Source organism: Paracoccus lichenicola (genome assembly GCF_009708075.1).
In the GTDB taxonomy this organism is placed as follows: Bacteria; Pseudomonadota; Alphaproteobacteria; order Rhodobacterales; family Rhodobacteraceae; genus Paracoccus; species Paracoccus lichenicola.
Map to the genome: position 1 here is coordinate 24,074 of NZ_WMBT01000009.1, position 17,266 is coordinate 41,339.

At 68.8% G+C, this 17,266-nt stretch carries 17 protein-coding genes and 1 tRNA gene; 7 read left to right on the forward strand and 11 right to left on the reverse strand.

Translation table 11 applies throughout. From position 1 onward, the window contains the following. Window positions 1-53: 53 nt before the first annotated feature. On the forward strand, window positions 54-911 hold the full coding sequence (locus tag GIY56_RS13605; RefSeq protein ID WP_230312532.1) for an alpha/beta hydrolase: 858 nt from the start codon (window positions 54-56) through the stop codon (window positions 909-911). On the opposite strand, the gene GIY56_RS13610 is transcribed toward GIY56_RS13605, so the two are convergent. Genes GIY56_RS13610 through GIY56_RS13620 form a run of 3 tightly spaced genes read right to left on the reverse strand, consistent with a single transcriptional unit; the run spans window position 854 to window position 6,562 of the window. Continuing rightward, on the reverse strand, window positions 854-4,714 hold the full coding sequence (locus GIY56_RS13610; protein ID WP_230312533.1) for a non-ribosomal peptide synthetase: 3,861 nt from the start codon (window positions 4,712-4,714) through the stop codon (window positions 854-856). The genes GIY56_RS13605 and GIY56_RS13610 overlap by 58 nt on opposite strands. Further along, a complete protein-coding gene (locus GIY56_RS13615) occupies window positions 4,707-4,943 on the reverse strand; it encodes a phosphopantetheine-binding protein (protein ID WP_154765398.1) in 237 nt (78 codons plus the stop codon). The genes GIY56_RS13610 and GIY56_RS13615 overlap by 8 nt, the downstream gene beginning before the upstream one ends. Continuing rightward, window positions 4,940-6,562, reverse strand: a complete 1,623-nt coding sequence (locus tag GIY56_RS13620) for a (2,3-dihydroxybenzoyl)adenylate synthase (protein ID WP_328288552.1) — start codon at window positions 6,560-6,562, stop codon at window positions 4,940-4,942. The genes GIY56_RS13615 and GIY56_RS13620 overlap by 4 nt, the downstream gene beginning before the upstream one ends. Before the next feature lie 182 nt (window positions 6,563-6,744). On the opposite strand from GIY56_RS13620, the gene GIY56_RS13625 reads away from it, so the two are divergent. From GIY56_RS13625 to GIY56_RS13645, 5 genes are all read left to right on the forward strand, one after another. Continuing rightward, a complete protein-coding gene (locus tag GIY56_RS13625; protein ID WP_154765399.1) occupies window positions 6,745-7,311 on the forward strand; it encodes a cytochrome b in 567 nt (188 codons plus the stop codon). 4 nt (window positions 7,312-7,315) lie between these two features. Then, window positions 7,316-7,858: a TRAP transporter small permease gene (locus GIY56_RS13630; protein WP_154765400.1), complete on the forward strand. Its 543-nt coding sequence runs from the start codon at window positions 7,316-7,318 to the stop codon at window positions 7,856-7,858. Beyond that, window positions 7,855-9,114: a TRAP transporter large permease gene (locus tag GIY56_RS13635; protein ID WP_154765401.1), complete on the forward strand. Its 1,260-nt coding sequence runs from the start codon at window positions 7,855-7,857 to the stop codon at window positions 9,112-9,114. Before GIY56_RS13630 ends, GIY56_RS13635 begins: the two co-directional genes overlap by 4 nt. Window positions 9,115-9,117: 3 nt before the next feature. Continuing rightward, window positions 9,118-10,086, forward strand: a complete 969-nt coding sequence (locus GIY56_RS13640; protein WP_154765402.1) for a TRAP transporter substrate-binding protein — start codon at window positions 9,118-9,120, stop codon at window positions 10,084-10,086. A gap of 86 nt (window positions 10,087-10,172) precedes the next feature. Then, entirely contained in the window at window positions 10,173-10,652 is a 480-nt protein-coding gene (locus tag GIY56_RS13645) for a DUF1236 domain-containing protein (protein ID WP_154765403.1), read from the forward strand. Between the two features lie 56 nt (window positions 10,653-10,708). Here GIY56_RS13645 and GIY56_RS13650 read toward each other — a convergent pair. The 8 genes from GIY56_RS13650 to GIY56_RS13685 all read right to left on the reverse strand — a co-directional run bounded on the left by GIY56_RS13650 (window position 10,709) and on the right by GIY56_RS13685 (window position 16,792). Beyond that, window positions 10,709-10,785, reverse strand: a tRNA-Arg gene (locus GIY56_RS13650). 40 nt (window positions 10,786-10,825) lie between these two features. Beyond that, entirely contained in the window at window positions 10,826-11,161 is a 336-nt protein-coding gene (locus GIY56_RS13655) for an MliC family protein (protein ID WP_154765404.1), read from the reverse strand. Window positions 11,162-11,168: 7 nt separating this feature from the next. Further along, entirely contained in the window at window positions 11,169-11,636 is a 468-nt protein-coding gene (locus tag GIY56_RS13660) for a GNAT family N-acetyltransferase (protein ID WP_328288553.1), read from the reverse strand. Window positions 11,637-11,741: 105 nt separating this feature from the next. Further along, the gene (locus tag GIY56_RS13665) at window positions 11,742-12,251 is read right to left on the reverse strand and encodes a CarD family transcriptional regulator (protein ID WP_154765405.1); all 510 of its coding nucleotides are present in this window, start codon (window positions 12,249-12,251) and stop codon (window positions 11,742-11,744) included. 336 nt (window positions 12,252-12,587) lie between these two features. Further along, window positions 12,588-12,926 carry a ferredoxin FdxA gene (gene fdxA, locus GIY56_RS13670; RefSeq protein ID WP_154765406.1) on the reverse strand — a complete coding sequence of 113 codons (339 nt, stop codon included), beginning with the start codon at window positions 12,924-12,926 and terminating at the stop codon, window positions 12,588-12,590. A 156-nt stretch (window positions 12,927-13,082) separates the two neighbouring features. Further along, window positions 13,083-13,361: an RNA-binding S4 domain-containing protein gene (locus GIY56_RS13675; protein ID WP_328288554.1), complete on the reverse strand. Its 279-nt coding sequence runs from the start codon at window positions 13,359-13,361 to the stop codon at window positions 13,083-13,085. Further along, the gene (locus GIY56_RS13680; RefSeq protein ID WP_230312534.1) at window positions 13,358-16,321 is read right to left on the reverse strand and encodes a helicase-related protein; all 2,964 of its coding nucleotides are present in this window, start codon (window positions 16,319-16,321) and stop codon (window positions 13,358-13,360) included. Before GIY56_RS13680 ends, GIY56_RS13675 begins: the two co-directional genes overlap by 4 nt. 3 nt (window positions 16,322-16,324) lie before the next feature. After that, the gene (locus GIY56_RS13685) at window positions 16,325-16,792 is read right to left on the reverse strand and encodes a tetratricopeptide repeat protein (RefSeq protein ID WP_230312535.1); all 468 of its coding nucleotides are present in this window, start codon (window positions 16,790-16,792) and stop codon (window positions 16,325-16,327) included. Window positions 16,793-16,979: 187 nt separating this feature from the next. Between GIY56_RS13685 and GIY56_RS13690 the strand changes: the two genes are divergently transcribed. Beyond that, window positions 16,980-17,264 carry an SCP2 sterol-binding domain-containing protein gene (locus tag GIY56_RS13690; protein ID WP_154765407.1) on the forward strand — a complete coding sequence of 95 codons (285 nt, stop codon included), beginning with the start codon at window positions 16,980-16,982 and terminating at the stop codon, window positions 17,262-17,264. Window positions 17,265-17,266 lie beyond the last annotated feature (2 nt).

A 17,266-nucleotide genomic window follows, 5' to 3' on the forward strand; every position in this document is an offset into this window, starting at 1 on the left:
GCGTGCAGCAGTATATTCCCGACGAAGTTTGTCAACCATGGCGGGGCGGGAAAATGGCGGGGGATTGCACGGGAATGCAGGGCGCGGGCCGGGTCGGGCCGGATCATGCCCGGAAAGCCGCTGCATTGCGGATTTTCGGCCAGCCAGTGGCGACGCATCGCCTGTCGCAAATGGCCGTGAACGCGGGTCCGGGCCACCGGCTGTTCCTGGCCGTGCCGCGCGGCGCGCCGCCCGTGGCGGGCTGGCCGATCCTGTATCTGCTGGACGGCAACGCGGCCTTCGATTTCCTGACACCCGACCTGCTGGCCCTGGCGCCGGGACTGATGCTGGCGGGCGTGGGCTATGACACCGACCGGCAGTTCGCGCGCGAACAGCGCACGCTGGACTTCACCGCGCCCGAGGGGCCGGGCGACGGCATCCGCCCCGATCCCGTCCATCCGGGCCGCATGGCGGGGGGTGCCGCGCTGTTCCTGGACCGGCTGACCGGGCCTTTGCGCCAGGCAGCCGAGGCTGCCGCGCCGGTCGATCCCGCGCGGCGGACGCTGTGGGGGCATTCCTTCGGCGGGCTGTTCACGCTCTATGCGCTGCTGACGCGGCCCGGTGCCTTTGCGCGTTACGCCGCGATCAGCCCCTCGATCTGGTGGGACGAAGGCCTGATCCGCCGCGTGGCCGACAGCGCGGGCCGGATGGCCGCGCCGCCGCCGCTGCTGGCCGCGCTTGGCGACCGGGAAAAGCGGTCGGGCAGCGACGGCCCGCCGCCCGATGGTCCCGCGCCCGCGACGATGCGGTTCCTGGCCGACCTGAGGGACAGGCCCGGCTTGTCACCGCAGGTCCATGTCCTGCCGGGCCTGGTTCACATCGAAACCATCGCCGGATCCCTGCCGCTGGTTCTGCCCTTCGCCGCCGCCTGATCCATCCGCGTGGCCAGCATCGGCGCGATCAGGGCCGAGGCTTCCGCCGAGGTCATGGCCGGATGCAGGAACGGCACCGACAGTTCCTCGACATGGGCGGCATGGGGGCGCCACAGGCTTGCGCGCAGGTCGCGGTCCCGATGGTCCAGGCCCGCGCGGATATGGGTCAGCGTGCCGGACCAGGGGCGGTGGTGATGGCCGCGCACCAGGCGGTTCGTGTCGGTGACGGTGCGGACCACGCCGTCCAGCACGGCTTCGGGCAGCGCGCCCAAGGCCGTGTCGCCCGCGCGCAGGAAGGCCACGACCTTGGGCCGCGTGTCCAGATCCCGATGCGCGTCGGGGTCATGGCCCGCGATCGCCAGCAGCGCGCGCAGGGCGGCGACGGGATCGGGTTCGGGTTCATTCCGCCAGACATCGGCGGGATAGCTGTCCAGCGCCGCGACAATTCCTGCCTGCCGCCCGAGCGCCGCCAGTTCGATGGCCACGGCCTGCGCCAGGATGCCGCCCACGGACCAGCCTGCCAGATGCACCGGCCCCTCGGGCGCGACCGCCGCGACCCGCGCCGCATAGTCGCGCGCCAGGTCGTCCAGGCTGTCCGGCAGCGGCACCGTCAGGTCAAGGCCCGGATGCTGCACCCCCCAGACCCGCCGCGCGGGCGCGATCAGCCGCGCGAGGTGGCGATAGCCCCAGGCGATGCCGCCCGCCGGGTGGATCAGGAACAGCGGCGCCGCCGCAGGATCGCCGTCCGCCAGCAGGATCAGGGGGTTCAGCCCGTGGTCCTGACGCGTCGTTTGAAGCGCCGCCGCCAGATGCTCCAGCACCGGGTGTTCAAAGATCGTGCCCAGGCCGGGGTCGTGGCCGGTTTCCTCCTCGATCCGCAGGATCAGGCGGACGGCGGACAGGGAATCGCCGCCAAGGGCGAAGAAATCGGCCTGAATGCCGGGTGGCTGCGGCAGGTGCAGAACCTCGGCGTAAAGCCGCGCCAGCAGCCGTTCGGCATCCGTTTCCGCATCCCGCCCGGCAGCCGAGAATTGCGGCGCGGGCAGCGCCTTGCGGTCCAGCTTGCCGTTCGCGGTGACGGGCAGCGCGTCTAGAAGCACCCAAGCCGACGGGACCATATAGGCGGGCAGCTTGACCGACAGATGCTGGGCCAGCAGCCCCTCGGCCCAAGTCTCGGACGGCACCAGATAGGCGACCAGACGGCGGTCCTCGGCCCGATCCTCTCGCGCCAGGACCACGCATTCGCGGGCAAGGCCGGTGGCCATGATGGCGGCCTCGATCTCGCCGAGCTCGATCCGCAGGCCCCGGATCTTCACCTGGTGGTCGGACCGGCCCAGATAGACCACCGCCCCGTCATGCCGCCTGCGCGCCAGGTCGCCGGTGGCGTAAAGCCGCGCGCCATCGGGACCGATGACGAACCGCTGCGCGGTCAGGTCGTCGCGGCCCAGATAGCCGCGCGCAAGCTGCGCGCCGCCCAGATACAGATGCCCTGCCAGACCCGGCGGGACCGGGCGCATCCGGTCGTCCAAAACGTGCAGGGACGTGTTCCAGACCGGCCAGCCGATGGGCAGCGGGTTCGACGCGTCGTCCGGCCCGGCGGGCCAGAAGCTGACATCCACGGCAGCCTCGGTCGGGCCATAAAGGTTGTGCAGTTCCGCCCGGATGCGGCGGTGAAAGCGGGCGCGTTGGTCGGCGGTCAGTTCCTCGCCCGAGCAGAAGACGCGGCGCAGCGCGATCCCTTCGGACGCGGGCGCGGCCAAGAAGGCCGACAGCATCGAGGGCACGAAATGCAGGGTGGTGATCGCATGACGGCGGATCAGCGCGGCGATGACGGAAGGGTCGCGATGCGCGCCGGGCGGGGCCATGACCAGCTCCGCGCCCGCGATCATGGGCAGGAAGAATTCCCAGACCGACACGTCGAAGGTCGCGGGGGTCTTTTGCAGGATGCGGTCGGTGGCGTCGATGCCATAGTGGTCGCGCATCCACAGCAGGCGGTTGACGATGGCGCGATGCTCGATCACCACGCCCTTGGGTTCGCCGGTGGAGCCGGAGGTGTAGATCACATAGGCCATGTCGCCCGACGCGGGCGGGGTCGGCGGGGTGCCCTTGTCGGGCCATTCGGTCAGCAGGGGCGCGTCGGGCGGGAACAGGCCCGCCAAGTCAGGCTGCGTCACGACCGCGACGGGCTGCGCCATTGACAGGATCCGCGCGATCCGTTCGGGCGGATGATCCGGGTCCAGCGGCAGATAGGCCGCCCCCGCGCGCAGGATCGCCAGCAGGACGACGGGCAGGTCCGGCGACCGTTCCAGCGCCACGGCGACGATGCGGCCCGGTCCTGCCCCATGCTGCGCCAGATGCCCCGCCAAGGCCGCGCTGCGCCGGTCGAGTTTCGCGAAGCTGATGGTGGTATTGCCGAAGGTGACGGCGGGCGCGTCGGGGGTCGCGGCCATCCGCGCCTCGATCAGCGCGACCAGCGTCGTGTCGGGGACCGGGTGGTCGGTCGCGTTGATGGCGGCGGCGGCAGTGATCTCGGCCCGGCTGGCCGTCGGCACCTGCGCCAGGGTCGCAGCGTCCAAGGCGGCGGCAATGAAGTCCGGCAGGCGCGCGGCATGGCCCGCCACGTCCTGCGAGGAATAGAGGGTCGGGTTCGCGTCCACCTCGAACAGCATTCCAGCCTGCGGATCGCCCCGGAAGGTCAGGGTCAGGTCGTCCACCGCCCCCGCCCCCAGGATGTGCAGGCCCACCTGCAAGCCCGCGAAGCGCGGCGCGCGGTCGAAGGGTTGGACATTGACCAGCGGGCCGTAAAGCCTGCGCGACCCGCCGATCAGGCCCAGGTCGCGGCGCAGCTGTTCGCTGCGGTAAAGGCCGTGGCGGCGGGCTTGGCTCATGTCGCGCGCCAAGGCCGCCAGCCAGTCGGCCAGGGGCGCATCCTCGTCTAGGGCGACGCGCTGCGGCAGGACGTTCATCGCCATGCAGGGCAGCCGCGCGATCTTGCGGCCCATGCGCGCCATGAAGGGGACGCCGATCACCGCGCAGCCCCCGGTCCAGCGGGCCAGATAGGCGCCCGCAAGCCCTGTCAGCACGTCGGGCCAGCCGAGGTCGTGGGCGTCCGCAAAGGCAGCAAGCCGGGCCAGCAGCGCCGGGTCAAGCCAGCGGCTTTCGTGCAAGAAATAATGCGCGCTGACGGCGGTGCCGGTGGCGGGACCTGTCGCCTCGGGCAGGTCGCGCAGATGGTCGCGCCACCAGGCGGCGTCCGCCGCGCGCTTGTCGGACGCGCGATAGGCTGCGTCCTCATCGTAAGCACGGTCCAAGGGCGGAAAGGGCAAGGGCGTGGCCCCGCCGGTCACGATGGCCGAGTAATGCTCTCCAATCCGGTTGGTCAGCAGCACCATGCCATAGCCGTCGATGGCGAGGTGGTGGATGCGTTCATAGACCAGCACCCGATCGGGGCCGAGGACAAAGATCGTGAACGCCGCCGCCGGATCGCGCGCCAGATCAAGCGCCCGGTCGCTGTCGGCGCGCATCATCGCCAGCGCCTCGGCCTCGGTCGCGTGAAGGACGGCGGGCGTGATGGGCGCGGGGTCCAGCCACTGTTCCGGCCCGTCCGGCCCCTGGCGGAAGCGCAAGCGCAGCGCCTCGGTTTCCGCAAGCGTCCGGGTCAGCGCCTGGCGCAGCGCGTCGGGATCGACCGGGCCGCGCAGGTCCAGATACTGCCCGGTGTTCAGGATCGGGTTGGCGGGGTCGAGGGTCTGGGCATACCACAGCCCCTCCTGCGCCTTGGTCAGGGGGCGGGCGTCAGGCATCGGCGGCGGGGGCGACGACATGGGTCCACCAGTCGCCCAGGGTCTCGTATTCGGCGAACAGGCTGAAATCGGCACGCAGCCCGGCTTCCTCCCACGCCAGGACCAGCCGCATCAGGCGCAGGGAATCAAGGCCCAGGTCGCCCAGGTGGTCGTCGTCTCGGATGTCGGAGGGGTCCATGTGGATCGCCCGTGCGACATCGGCGCGCATCCGGTCCAGCGTCAGGGTCATGCGGTTTCCTTCAGATAGCGGCTGCGCAACTCCGCGCGCAGCCCGTTGCGGCTGATCTTGCCCACGGCGGTGGTCTGGAATTCGGGCACGAAGACGATCTGGTCGGGCACCTTGAAGTCCGCGACCCCTCGCCCGCGCATGAAGGCCTTGAGTTCCGGCGCGCGGGGACTGGTGCCTTCGGCGGCGATGACGAAGGCGCAGGTCCGTTCGCCCAGGAACTCGTCGGGAATGGACACCACGGCGGCGTCGAAGACGGCGGGGTGGGCCAGCAGGTGATCCTCGATCTCCTCGGCGGAAATCTTCTCGCCCGCGCGGTTGATGTGATCGCCCGCCCGGCCCTGCACGACCAGGTATCCGCCGGGCAGCCGTTTCACGATGTCGCCGGTGCGATAAAAGCCGTCGGGCGTGAAGCTGCGGGCGTTGGCCGAGGGGTCGTCGTGATAGGCGCGGATCGTATAGGGGCCGCGCGTCAGCAGGTGGCCGGGTTCGCCCTCGGGGACCGGGTCGCCGGTGTCGTCCAGGATCAGCACCTCGTCATCGGGGCTGATCGGGCGGCCTTGGGTGGTGACGATGATCTCCTCGGGGTCGTCCAGGCGGGTATAGTTCACCAGCCCCTCGGCCATGCCGAAGACCTGTTGCAGGGTGCAGCCCAGCGTCGGGCGGACGCGGGCCGCGGCCTCGGGGATGAACTTGGCGCCGCCGACTTGCAGGACTTGCAGGGTGGACAGGTCGTGCGGCGTCTTGGCCGCCGCCTGCATCCACAGCAGCGCCAGCGGCGGGACCACGCCGGTGATCGTCACGCCTTCGCGCGCGATCAGGGAAAAGGCGGTTTCGGCGGCCGGGTTCGGCGCCATGACCACGCGGGCACCTGCGTACAGCGCGCCGAAGACGCCCGGGGAACTCATCGGGAAGTTGTGGGCCACGGGCAGCGCGGCCAGATAGACGCTGTCGCCCGTCAGCCCGCAGATCCGCGCGCTTTCGCGGAAGCTGTAGATGTAATCGTCATGCGTCCGGGGGATCAGCTTGGACAGGCCCGTGGACCCGCCCGAGATTTGCAGGAAGGCCACCGCCGAGGGATCGACGGCGGGCAGCGCGGGACCGGGGCGCAGGCTGTCGAAGGGGATGTGATCGCCTGCATCGCCGATGACGATGACATGGGCGATGGCGGGAACCTCGGCCCGAACCAGGTCCGCCAGGGGACGATAGTCGAATCCCTCGTGCCGGTCGGCGATCACCATGGCCTTCGCGCCCGAGCGTCGGGCGAAATGGATCAGCTCGGTCTGGCGATGCGCGGGCAGCGCATAGACCGGGACCAGGCCTGCCAGGAACAGCCCGAAGACGGCGGGAAAGAAGGCCGCGATGTTGGGGATCTGCACGATCACCCGGTCCCCCGGTTGCAAGCCAAGCGCCAAGTATCCCCCCGCCGCCGATTCGGCGCGGGCCAGCAGATCGGCATAGGTCCAGCGGTTTTCGGCATCGACAACCGCCAGCCGGTCGGGATGATCCGCCGCGCGGGCGCGCAGAAAATCCCCGAAGGCCTCGCCCCGCCAATAGCCCTTGGCGCGATAGCGCGCGGCAAGATCGTCGGGCCAGATTTGCTTGGGCATGGAATGGGTCACGGTCTTGCCTTCCGGGGGCGGCTTCGGAGAGCGGCATAAGCCAGTTGACGAAAATCGTCAACTTTCCGCGAAGCAGACTTGGACAGGCGCGGCCAACCGGCTAAAGGACGGGAAAGGCCCGTGGAAAGCCAACACTTTCAGCCATCCGCCGGTCGTCCCCGAACAGATGAACAGGTCAAGCCATGATCCATGCCGCCCCCCGGGTGCCGCTCCGCGATACGCCGCAGGTCTATGGCAAGGTGACGCGCCTTCTGCATTGGACAATGGCGGCGCTGATCCTGTGGCAGTTCCTGGGTATGGGGCTGCGAGCGATCTATGGGCGGCAGGACTGGCTGGCGCCCTTCGTGGGCAGCCATGCGCCGGTCGGCACGGCCTTGTTCGGGCTGGTCGTCCTGCGGGCGCTTTGGGCACTGTCGAACCGCCGCAACCGCCCCGCGCATGACGGCGGGCTTCTGGGAACGGCGGCAACGGCGGGACACGCGCTGCTGTATCTGCTGATGCTTGTCATCCCTGGCCTGGCGCTGCTGCGGGCCTGGGGGTCGGATCGAGTCTTCGCGCCCTTCGGGTTCGAGATCTTCTCGGCCAAGACGCCCCCTGTCGAATGGACCGGCACCCTGGCGGGCGCGCTGCACGGGGAACTTGGGTGGTTCCTGCTGGCGCTGGTCGCGGGCCATGTGCTGATGGTCGGGCTGCACCAGGCCCTGTGGCGCGACGGCACGCTGGCGCGCATGGCCGGGCGGCGGGGCTGACGCCTTGACCCCGGGCAGCGCCTTGCAGCGGCTGAGCCGCGCCGTAATGCGGGCCGAGGCGGCCCTGGGCGGCATCCTTGTCGGCGCGATCCTGCTGCTGCTGCTGGCGAATGTCGTCTCGCGCAGCGCCGGACGCCCGCTGATCTGGACCGATGAGCTGGCCGTGCATCTGATGGTGGTGCTGGCCCTTGTCGGCGCCTCGCTGGGCATCGCGATGAAGGGCCACATGGCCATCGGCCTGCTGCCCGACCGGCTCGGGCCGCGCGGCCGGGCCGGGCTGGCGCTGCTGGCCGACCTGTCAATGCTGGGCTTCCTGCTGGTGATGGCGGGGGTCCTGTGGCGGTGGTTCGACCTGCCGGGCCTGCTGCGGGCGGGATCAGGCGCGGCGCTGGCAGCGGAAAGCTTCAACTTCGTTTATACCGATCCGACCAACACCTTGGGCTTGCGCAAGATCTGGTTCTGGCTGGCCCTGCCCCTCACGTGCGCGACCGCGCTGCTCCACTGCCTGGCCGCGCTGCACCAGGACATCGGGGCACTGCGGGCATGACGGCGGGCCTGTCCTTCCTGGTGCTGCTGGGCCTTGGCGCGCCCATCGCCTTCGCCATGATCGCCACGGCGATGATCCTGATCGCCGAGGGCGGCAATACCGCCCTGCTGCAAGGCTTCGCCCAGCAACTGTTCGCGGGCATCGAAAGCTACGGCCTGCTGTCCCTGCCCCTGTTCATCCTGCTGGGCGAGCTGATGGGCGCGGGCGGCATCGGGCGGCGTCTGCTGGCCCTGGCGCAGGCGATGATGGGACCGGTGCGGGCGGGGCTGGCCCATGTGAACCTGCTGGCGAACCTGATGCTGGCGTCCATCCTGGGATCCACCGTGGCGCAGTTGACGGTCATGGCCCGGCTGGCGGTCCCGGAGATGGAGCGCGCGGGCTATCCCCGCGACGTGGCGGCGACGGTCACGGCGGCGGGCGGGTTGCTGGCGCCGGTGGTGCCGCCGTCGATGAACCTGATCGTCTATGCGACCATCGCGCAGGTGCCGGTGGCGGACATCTTCGTGGCCTCGGTCGTCCCCGGCCTGGCCCTGGCCGCGTCCTTCGCCGCCGTGATCGCCTGGCTGGGCTGGCGCCACGATCTGCCCCGCGTGCCGTCGCAACCCGCGCGTGCCCGGCTGCGGGCCATCGTCGATGCGCTGCCCGCGCTTGTTGTGCCCGCCATTGCCGTGGGGTCCATCCTGGGCGGCATCGCCACCCCGACCGAGGCCGCGGCCGTGGCCTCGGTCGCGGCGATTGTCGTGGGCGGGCTGGTTTACCACGAACTGCGCCTGCGCGACCTGCCTGCGGCGCTGGTGCGCACCGCCGCGACGGCGGGCGCGGTGCTGTATCTGGTGGCCGCGGCGCAGGTGCTGGCCTGGGTGCTGACCTTCGGCAACCTGCCCGCCACGGCCGCAGCCTGGGTGCAGGACATGGCCGGATCCCCGCTGATGTTCCTGATCCTGCTGAACCTGCTGCTGCTGGCGCTCGGCACCGTGCTGGAGCCGATCCCCGCCATCATCCTGACCGCCCCGGTCCTGCTGCCCATCGCGACGGACGTTTACGGCATCGACCCGCTGGCCTTCGGCGTGATCCTGTGCGCGAACCTGGCGCTTGGCCTCTTGTCGCCGCCGGTGGGCGCGGGGCTGTTCACGGCATCCCTGCTGACGGGCGTGCGCGCGGAACGGCTGTCCTGGCTGCTGTTCCCCTTCTTCATCGCCATGCTGGCCGTCCTGGCGGGCATGTCCATCATCGCCGCCCTTCACGCAGGAACCTGACCCATGACTATCCTGAAAGCCGCCGCCTGCCTGCTGTTCCTGGCAAGCCCCCTGTCCGCCGAAACGCTGCGCATCGGCATGGTCACGCCGCCCTCGCACCAGTGGACGCAATCGGCGCAGCACCTGGCCAAAGCCCTGGCTGACGAAACCGAGGGCCGGCTGGACCTGAGCGTCTTCCCCTCGGGCCAGTTGGGCAACGAGGCGCAGATGCTGCAACAGCTGCAATCGGGCGCGCTGGATTTCGCCTTCCTGACCGTGGGCGAACTTGCGAACCGCAACCCCGATTTCGGCATCCTTGTCGCGCCCTATCTGGTGCCCGACGCCGAAACCGCCGCCAAGCTGCTGGAGGGCAAGACCGCCACCGCATTGCAGGACAAGCTGGGCGGGCTTGGGCTGAAGGGACTTGGGCTTGGCATGGCGGGGATGCGGATCGTCCTGGTGTCCGATCCCGTCGCCGAGGGGCAGACCCTGGCGGGCCGCAAGATCCGCACCGTGCCGCTGGCGCAGGAACTGGACTTCTGGACCCGGGCCGGGACGGCGCCGACGCCCCTGCCGCTGCCGGACCTGTTCGACGCCTATGCCAACGGCCAGATCGACGGGATGCAGATCGACCTGGAGGGCACCTGGAACAACCGCTTCCACGACCATTCGGCCGCGATCCTCGACACGCAGCACATGATCTTTCCCATGTTCGCCGTCGCGTCAGGGCGCAAGTGGCAGACCTATAACGACGAGGACCGCGCCCTGATCACCCGCCTGATGGCCGAGACCACAGCCGAGATCCGCGCCGCCTATCCCCGGATCGACGCGGACTATCGCGCCCGGCTGGCCGAGGCGGGTGCGCCGCTGGAAAAGGCCGGTCCCGAGGTCTTCGGGAATGCCGTGGAAAGCTGGTATCGCGAATGGCGCAACCGCACACCACTTCTGGTTGAACTTGAAGCCGAGCGTAACAGCCTGCTGGTGAAGCAATAGGTTACGGGCGATCACCGGTCCGGGCATCGGGGAACTTCCGGGTGCCCTTGGCGCTTGTCTCCCCATATCATGACTGGAGACATCCCATGAAGACGATCATTGGCCTGACCACCGCCGCCACCCTGGCCGCCGGTGCAGCCTTTGCCCAGACGACCGTCATCACGAACCCCGATCCGGTTGTCGTGACGACACCCTCGACCACCGTGCAGCAGGTCCAGACGCAAGACCCCGCCACCACCGGCGGCGGCGCCATGGGCGGGGCGGCCTCGGGCGCGATTGCCGGTGCCGTCGTGGGCGGACCCATCGGCGCGGCGGTCGGCGGGCTTGCCGGTGCCGTCATGGGCGACGTGTCCGAGGACGCGATGACCCCCGAGACCCGCACCTATGTGCTGGAGCATCGGACCGAATCCGTGATACTGGACGGCGGGCCTGCCGTGGGCACGGTGATCCCGGAAACCGCCCCGGTGCAGACCCTGCCGAACACGCAATACCAGTATGTCTATGTGAACGACCGGCCGGTCCTGGTCGAACCCGGCAGCCGCAAGATCATCCATATCTACGAATAAGCCCTGCGTCCCCGGGACGACCGACAGGCTGGCCCTTGCGCCAGCCTGTCGCGTTTTGGCGATCCCGGAAGGAATCGAACCCTCAACCTGCCGATTAGAAGTCGGCTGCTCTATCCAGTTGAGCTACGGGACCACGCGCCGTGTTTTTGCGGGATCGCGCGGCGATGCGCAAGTCACTCGCGCGCCCGGCAGTCCTGGAAAAGCGTCTGGTCCTGCCCGTCCGCCCCGAACGAGATGAACGCCCCGTCGCCCTTGGACCACAACTGATAGGCGTCCGCGCCGTCGCCGCTGCGATAGCGCGCGCCCGAGGCCGAAACGACGTTGCGCATTCCCAGCAGCTTGCCGTCGATCTGCGCCACCGCATAGGCCTGGCCACCATCGGGGTTCACGAAGACCACCGGAACCTCGGCCCCGCGTTCGCAGACATAGGTCACGGGGATCAGGTCGCCGGTTTGCGCAAGCGCCATCGTGGCGGCGCCCGCGAAGGCCGGGATCAGGATGCGGATCATCGTTTCCTCACAAGGCCAGGGTCATGAAGACGCTGTTCGGATCGGGGCGATAGCTGCCGAAGGGCGGGCATTCGGCAAAGCCGCCCCGCGCATAAAGACCCCGCGCGGCGGCAAAGCCCGGCTGCGCCCCGGTTTCCAGCGACAGGCGCGTCAGGCCCAAGCCGCGCGCGTGGTCGATCAGCCGGTCCAGCATCAGGCGCGACAGGCCCGCGCCGCGTGCCTCGGCCAGGACATGCATGGACTTCACCTCTCCATGCGTGCCGTCCAGGCGCTTCAGGGCGGCCATCCCGACCGGCTGGCCCGACCGGCGCAGCACGAAAAAGGCGATGTCGGGCGAGATCAGCGCCTCGCGCGGCATCATGTGGATCGATTCGGGCGGGGTGTCGGCGTGCATCTCGGCGGTGTGGCGCTGGAACAGCAGCGCCAGATCGTCGGTCAGCGGGGATTCGGGGGCAAAGGAAAGGGGTTCCGTCACGGCGACCTCGAGGCAAATGCTGCCGCATCGCTAGCAAGGATCGCGCGGACCGGCAACCGGATGCAAAAAGGGCGGCCGCCGGGCCGCCCTTGCCGGGAAAAGCGATCAGGCCGCGCGCGACAGCAGGACTTCCTCGACGCGCTTCTGGGCCGCGCCTTCGTCCAGGCCGCTGACGGCGGCGACTTCGCGGGTCAGGCGGTCCAGCGCGGCTTCGTAAAGCTGGCGTTCGGAATAGGACTGTTCGCGCTGGTCGTCGTTGCGGTGCAGGTCGCGCACGACCTCGGCGATGGACATCAGGTCGCCCGAGTTGATCTTCTGGTCGTATTCCTGCGCACGGCGCGACCACATGGCGCGCTTGACGCGGGCCTTGCCCTTCAGCGTTTCCAGCGCGCGGTCGATCAGGTCGGGCGTGGACAGGCTGCGCATCCCGATCTCGGACGCGCGGGCGGTCGGGACGCGCAGGGTCATCTTGTCCTTCTCGAACGAGATGACGAACATTTCCAGGCGCAGCCCCGCGACTTCCTGCTCTTCGATCGACACGATCCGGCCCACGCCATGGGCCGGATAGACGACGAAGTCATCGGGGCGGAATTCGTTTTTCTTGGTCTTGGACATCTGGCTTCCTCTGGGTGGTGCCTTCCGGGAAGGACACAAAAGAACCGCAAGCAGCGAAGCCGCCTCCGGTCCATATATCGGTCATGTTGGTGTTCCCGCCCGGCAGAGGGCAAGGAAACGGCAGTGGGGGCGCACATCCTCTGGGCCTCTGACTCCCATCAGATGCGAATGTGACCGGAAGATAGCACAAAAACGGCTTCGGAAAAAGCAATTCGATCGTCGCAGCCATGCGACCGGACGAAAGGCTGATATGCAGCCAGATCAAGGACGTGCGTTCGGGCGCCGGACAGGCCGGTATAACCCGCCCGCTGCAACGTCACGTCACCCAGGACGGGATCAGTCGCCCTCGCCCGGCGCTTCCGAGAAATACTTGTCAAGCTTGCCGGGCACGCCGTCCATTTCGGCAGCGGTCGGCAGCGGGTCCTTCTTCTGGGTGATGACCGGCCAGATTTCCGAATACTTGCGATTGAACTCGACCCAGGGTTCCATCGCCGGTTCGGTATCGGGGCGGATCGCGTCGGCGGGGCATTCGGGTTCGCAGACGCCGCAGTCGATGCATTCGTCGGGATGGATGACCAGCGTGTTCTCGCCCTCGTAGAAGCAGTCCACCGGACAGACCTCGACGCAGTCGGTATATTTGCACATGATGCAATTATCGGTCACGACATAGGTCATCGCACGCTCCACTTCCGTCCGAGGCGCTAGTTACGCCCGGCATCAGGATCATTCAAGGCTGCGGCGGCGGAAAAGACCGCCATCGCGGCAAATCGAGGGGACGGAAAACGGCCGTTCGGGAGGCTTGCCCGCAGCCTGAACGGCAGTCCGGCGCGCCTAACCTTCGGAGCCAAGCTCGTGATACAGGCCCTGCGCCTCGGTGGCGGGACCTCGACGCTGGCCAAGCGCGGTGACTTCCAGCGCCCGGACCTGGCCGAAGGCCGAGACGACCACCCGGTCGCCGGCCCTGACCAGCTTGCCGGGCTTGTTGCAGGGCTGGTCGTTCACCCGCACGCCCCCGGCCTCGATCCGTTCGACGGCAATCGCGCGGGACTTGAAGACCCGCGCGAAGAACAGCCACTTGTCCAGACGCAGCGCGCCCGGGGGTTCGGTCACTTCTTGTCCTTCAAGGCCGCGAGGATTGCGAAGGGGCTGTCGGGATCGGCCTTCTTCTCGGGGCGGGACGAGAAGGTCGCGGGCTTGTTGTGCTGCGGCTTGCCGCCGCCCTTCTTGAAGCCGTCCTTGCCGCGCGGCTTGCCCCCGTCGCCGCGGTCCCGGCCTTCCTGCTTTTCGCGGCGTTCCCGGTTGGGACGGCCGCCGTCCGGGCGGTCCTGGCGTTCTCCCTGGGCAGGGCGTTCGCCGCGGTCAGGCCGTTCGGCACGGGCTTCGCGCGGGGCCTCCTGCGGCGCGGCACCATCGCGGCGCGGGCCGTTGCTGGTGCGGCGGTTCTGCCCGTCGCCCTGGGGACGGCGGTTCGGACGGGGCTTCGGCGCCCAGCGGAAGGTATAGAACACCTCCATCTCGGGCGCGGCTTCCTCGACCGGCTCGCCCGCGGCCTCGGCTTCGGCGCGGCGCTTTTCGGCCTGCTCGGCTTCCCAGCGGGCGCGGGTCTCGGCGGCCAGGACGCTTTCCTCCTCGGTCAGGGGGGCGTCGGATGCCTCGCCCTCGGGGGCGGGCACCACCGCTGGCACCTCGGCCTTGACCTTGGCCCGCTCGCCCTTTTCGGCGGCATAGCCCAGGCCTTCCATCAGGCGCGAGAACTGTTCCAGCGTCATGCCGGTGATCGACAGCATGTCGGGGTTCGCCTCGAACCCGCCGCGCGTGTCCTGGGTGCGCAGCAGATCGGCCAGCCGTTCCAGCATGTCGATGCGGATCGCCCGTTCGCCGGCGGGGCGGTATCCCGACAGGGTGTAGTGCTGTTCCGGCACCTCGGCGATATGCGGGATCGTGACCAGCCCGGGGGGCGGGCTTTCGGGGAAGGTGTCCAGGCCTTCGGCCAGTGACCACAGGACCAGCCGCAGCCGGGTCGGCGCGGGTTTCAGCAGCGCGGGCATGAAGATCGTGAACTGGCCGAAGCGGACGCCATGCTTGCGCAGCGCGCCGCGGGCGTCCTGGTCCAGCTCCTTCACCTCGTTCGCGATGCCTTCGCGCGGCAGGACGCCAAGTGCCTCGACCAGGCGGAAGGCGAAGCCGCGCGCCAGGCCCGTCAGCGCCTCGTCCTTTTGCAGGGTCAGCAGGGGTTCGAACAGCGCCGCGACCTTGCGGTCGATGAAGTGCTGCAAGCGGCGCTTGACCTTCTCGGCGATCTCGGGACCGGCTTCCTCGTCCACGAAGACCTCGACGCCGGGATGCAGGGCATCGGACCCGCGCACCAGCTTGCCGATGGCGGCGGTGCCCCACATCAGCCCGCCCTGCTCGGTATAGTCCAGTTCCGTGTCGGGCGCGTTGTAGAAGCGGTCGGCGCGCAGGTGGAACTCGGGGCGCAGCGCCTCGTAGCTGGCGCGGTTCAGCATCCGGGCCTCGTCCGCCGATCCGGTCTGGTCGGGGCGAAAGCGGAAACCCTCCAGGCGGCCGGCGAATTCGCCCTCGACCATCACTTCGCCCTTGTCGTTCACTTCGGCCACCAGGCTCTCCTTCTGCTTGAGCCGGCGCAGCAGCACCGAGGTGCGCCGGTCCACAAATCGTTGGGTCAGCGCCGCGTGCAACGCGTCCGACAAGCGGTCTTCTACCGCGCGCGTCTCGCCGCGCCAATGGCTTTCGTCCTGCACCCAGCCAGATCGTTGCGCGACATAGGTCCAGGTGCGGATATAGGCCAGCCGCTTGGACAGCGCGTCGATGTCGCCTTGCGTCAGGTCGATCCGCTTGATGGCATTGCCCAGCCAGTCCGACGGGATCGCCCCATCCTGCAGAAAGCCGAAGATTCGCGCCAGCAGCGTCGTGTGTTCGGCGGGCGAGATGCCGCGGAAATCCGGCACGCGGCAGACATCCCACAAAAGCCGCACATCCTGCCCACCCTGCACGCGGTCGCGGATTTCCGGGATCTCGCGCAGGGTTTTGAGCGCCTGCACGTCGTCGGCATCGCGTCCCCGGCCCAGCAGGGCGTGGCCCGAGGGCGCTTCCAGGCTTTCGACCAGCCGGTCCATGGTGCCGAATTGCAAATCCGTGTTGCGCCAGGTCAGCCGCTGGATGGGGGCAAAGCGGTGGTTCTCGATCGCGTCGATCAGGCCCTCGTCCAGGATCTCGGCCTCTCCGGTCACGCCGAAGGTGCCGGATTCGGTGTGCCGCCCGGCCCGGCCCGCGATCTGGCCCATCTCGTGCGGGAACAGGGGGCGGACGCGGCGGCCGTCGAACTTGTGGGTGGCGGAAAAGGCCACGTGCCGGATGTCCAGGTTCAGGCCCATGCCGATGGCGTCGGTGGCGACCAGGTAATCGACCTCGCCCGCCTGATACATGGCGACCTGGGCGTTGCGGGTGCGGGGCGACAGCGCGCCCATGACCACCGCGCAGCCGCCCTTTTGCCGCCGGATCAGCTCGGCCATGGCATAAACGTCATCGACGCTGAACCCCACGATGGCCGACCGCGCGGGCATCCGCGACAGCTTCTTGGACCCCGACCAGGACAGTTGCGACAGCCGGTCGCGCCGCTGGAACTGCACGCCGGGGATCAGTTGGGCGATGGCCGGGCGCATCGTGTCGCTGCCCAGGAACAGCGTTTCGTGCAACCCCCGCATCTTCAGCAGGCGGTCGGTGAAGACATGGCCGCGTTCGGGATCGGCGCAGAGCTGGATCTCGTCGATGGCCACGAAATCGGCGGCGATGTCGGGCATGGCCTCGGTCGTGGCGACCCAGTATTGCACGCGGTCGGGGACGATGCGCTCCTCGCCCGTGACCAGGGCCACGACGGACGGGCCGCGCGCCTTGACGATGCGGTCATACACCTCTCGCGCCAGCAGGCGCAGGGGCAGGCCGATGACGCCGGTGCGGTGCGCCAGCATCCGCTCGATCGCGTAATGCGTTTTCCCGGTGTTGGTCGGGCCAAGGATGGCCGTTACCCGGCCGCGTTCATGGATTGTCATGGCCTAGATATCGGTGCCGCCTTGCTGCCGTTCCAGACGGGCGACACCATCGATCGCCTCTTGCTGGTGGGGATGGATGGTCAGGCTTTCGCGATAGGCCTGAAGCGCGCGTTCGGTTTCGCCCGTTTCCTCCAGCATCACCCCCAGTTGGGTCAGCGCGGGAAAATGGCGGGGTTCCAGTTGCAAGGCACGCGCCAAGTCCTGGAAGGCGGGGCCGAACTGCCCGGCGCTCGCATAGGCGGCGGCACGGGTGTAAAAGCCCGTGGCAAAGTCGGGCGCGTGATCGGTCAGCGCCGTCAGGTGGCCGATGGCCCCGGGGATGTCGCCCCCGTCCAGCGCGTCTTCGCCCCGTTGCAGCAGCAGGTCCATCGCGGCGGATCCGGATTTCGACCATTCGCGCAGGATGTCCGATTCGGCGATGCGCCAGGCTTCGCCCTGGGGTTCGGCCAGGCGGCGGAACAGCGCGTCCATGTCGGGGCCGTCTTGCGCACCCGCCCCGGTTGCCAGGACGAAAGCCGGGACAATCAGGAAAATCGTAATTATTCGGTGGCGGATTGCCGCAACGACATTATGGATAATGTGGCGGACCAGACGCATATCCTGGATCTTAATCAGCCCGGCCGCCGGGCGCCAGTCCCATCGGAAGGGGAAAAAGCGAATGAGCGATGTTGTGAATGCCGCCGTCGAGAAACTGAGCGCGAAGATCGACAGCTTCGGTTCGACCGCGAAATTCGTGATCGAGAACGAAGGCGCGATCATGATCGACGAGAACGGCGTTCGCGCGGGCGACGAGGAGGCCGAGGTGACGCTGTTCGCCAGCCGCGACACGTTTGAAGGCATCCTGAACGGCAGCGTGAACCCCGCCACCGCCTTCATGATGGGCAAGCTGAAGATCGACGGATCCATGGGCGTCGCCATGCAGCTGGGTCAGGCCCTGTCCTGATC

Excerpts from the sequence above, each read along its gene's own strand:
- GIY56_RS13605 (WP_230312532.1), top strand. The coding sequence starts at position 54 with ATGGCGGGGGATTGCACGGGAATGCAGGGCGCGGGCCGGGTCGGGCCG.
- GIY56_RS13635 (WP_154765401.1), top strand. The coding sequence starts at position 7,855 with ATGACGGCGGGCCTGTCCTTCCTGGTGCTGCTGGGCCTTGGCGCGCCC.
- GIY56_RS13615 (WP_154765398.1), bottom strand. The coding sequence starts at position 4,943 with ATGACCCTGACGCTGGACCGGATGCGCGCCGATGTCGCACGGGCGATC.
- GIY56_RS13665 (WP_154765405.1), bottom strand. The coding sequence starts at position 12,251 with ATGTCCAAGACCAAGAAAAACGAATTCCGCCCCGATGACTTCGTCGTC.
- GIY56_RS13640 (WP_154765402.1), top strand. The coding sequence starts at position 9,118 with ATGACTATCCTGAAAGCCGCCGCCTGCCTGCTGTTCCTGGCAAGCCCC.
- GIY56_RS13625 (WP_154765399.1), top strand. The coding sequence starts at position 6,745 with ATGATCCATGCCGCCCCCCGGGTGCCGCTCCGCGATACGCCGCAGGTC.
- fdxA (WP_154765406.1), bottom strand. The coding sequence starts at position 12,926 with ATGACCTATGTCGTGACCGATAATTGCATCATGTGCAAATATACCGAC.
- GIY56_RS13645 (WP_154765403.1), top strand. The coding sequence starts at position 10,173 with ATGAAGACGATCATTGGCCTGACCACCGCCGCCACCCTGGCCGCCGGT.
- GIY56_RS13690 (WP_154765407.1), top strand. The coding sequence starts at position 16,980 with ATGAGCGATGTTGTGAATGCCGCCGTCGAGAAACTGAGCGCGAAGATC.
- GIY56_RS13655 (WP_154765404.1), bottom strand. The coding sequence starts at position 11,161 with ATGATCCGCATCCTGATCCCGGCCTTCGCGGGCGCCGCCACGATGGCG.
- GIY56_RS13610 (WP_230312533.1), bottom strand. The coding sequence starts at position 4,714 with ATGCCTGACGCCCGCCCCCTGACCAAGGCGCAGGAGGGGCTGTGGTAT.
- GIY56_RS13680 (WP_230312534.1), bottom strand. The coding sequence starts at position 16,321 with ATGACAATCCATGAACGCGGCCGGGTAACGGCCATCCTTGGCCCGACC.
- GIY56_RS13685 (WP_230312535.1), bottom strand. The coding sequence starts at position 16,792 with ATGGACGCGCTGTTCCGCCGCCTGGCCGAACCCCAGGGCGAAGCCTGG.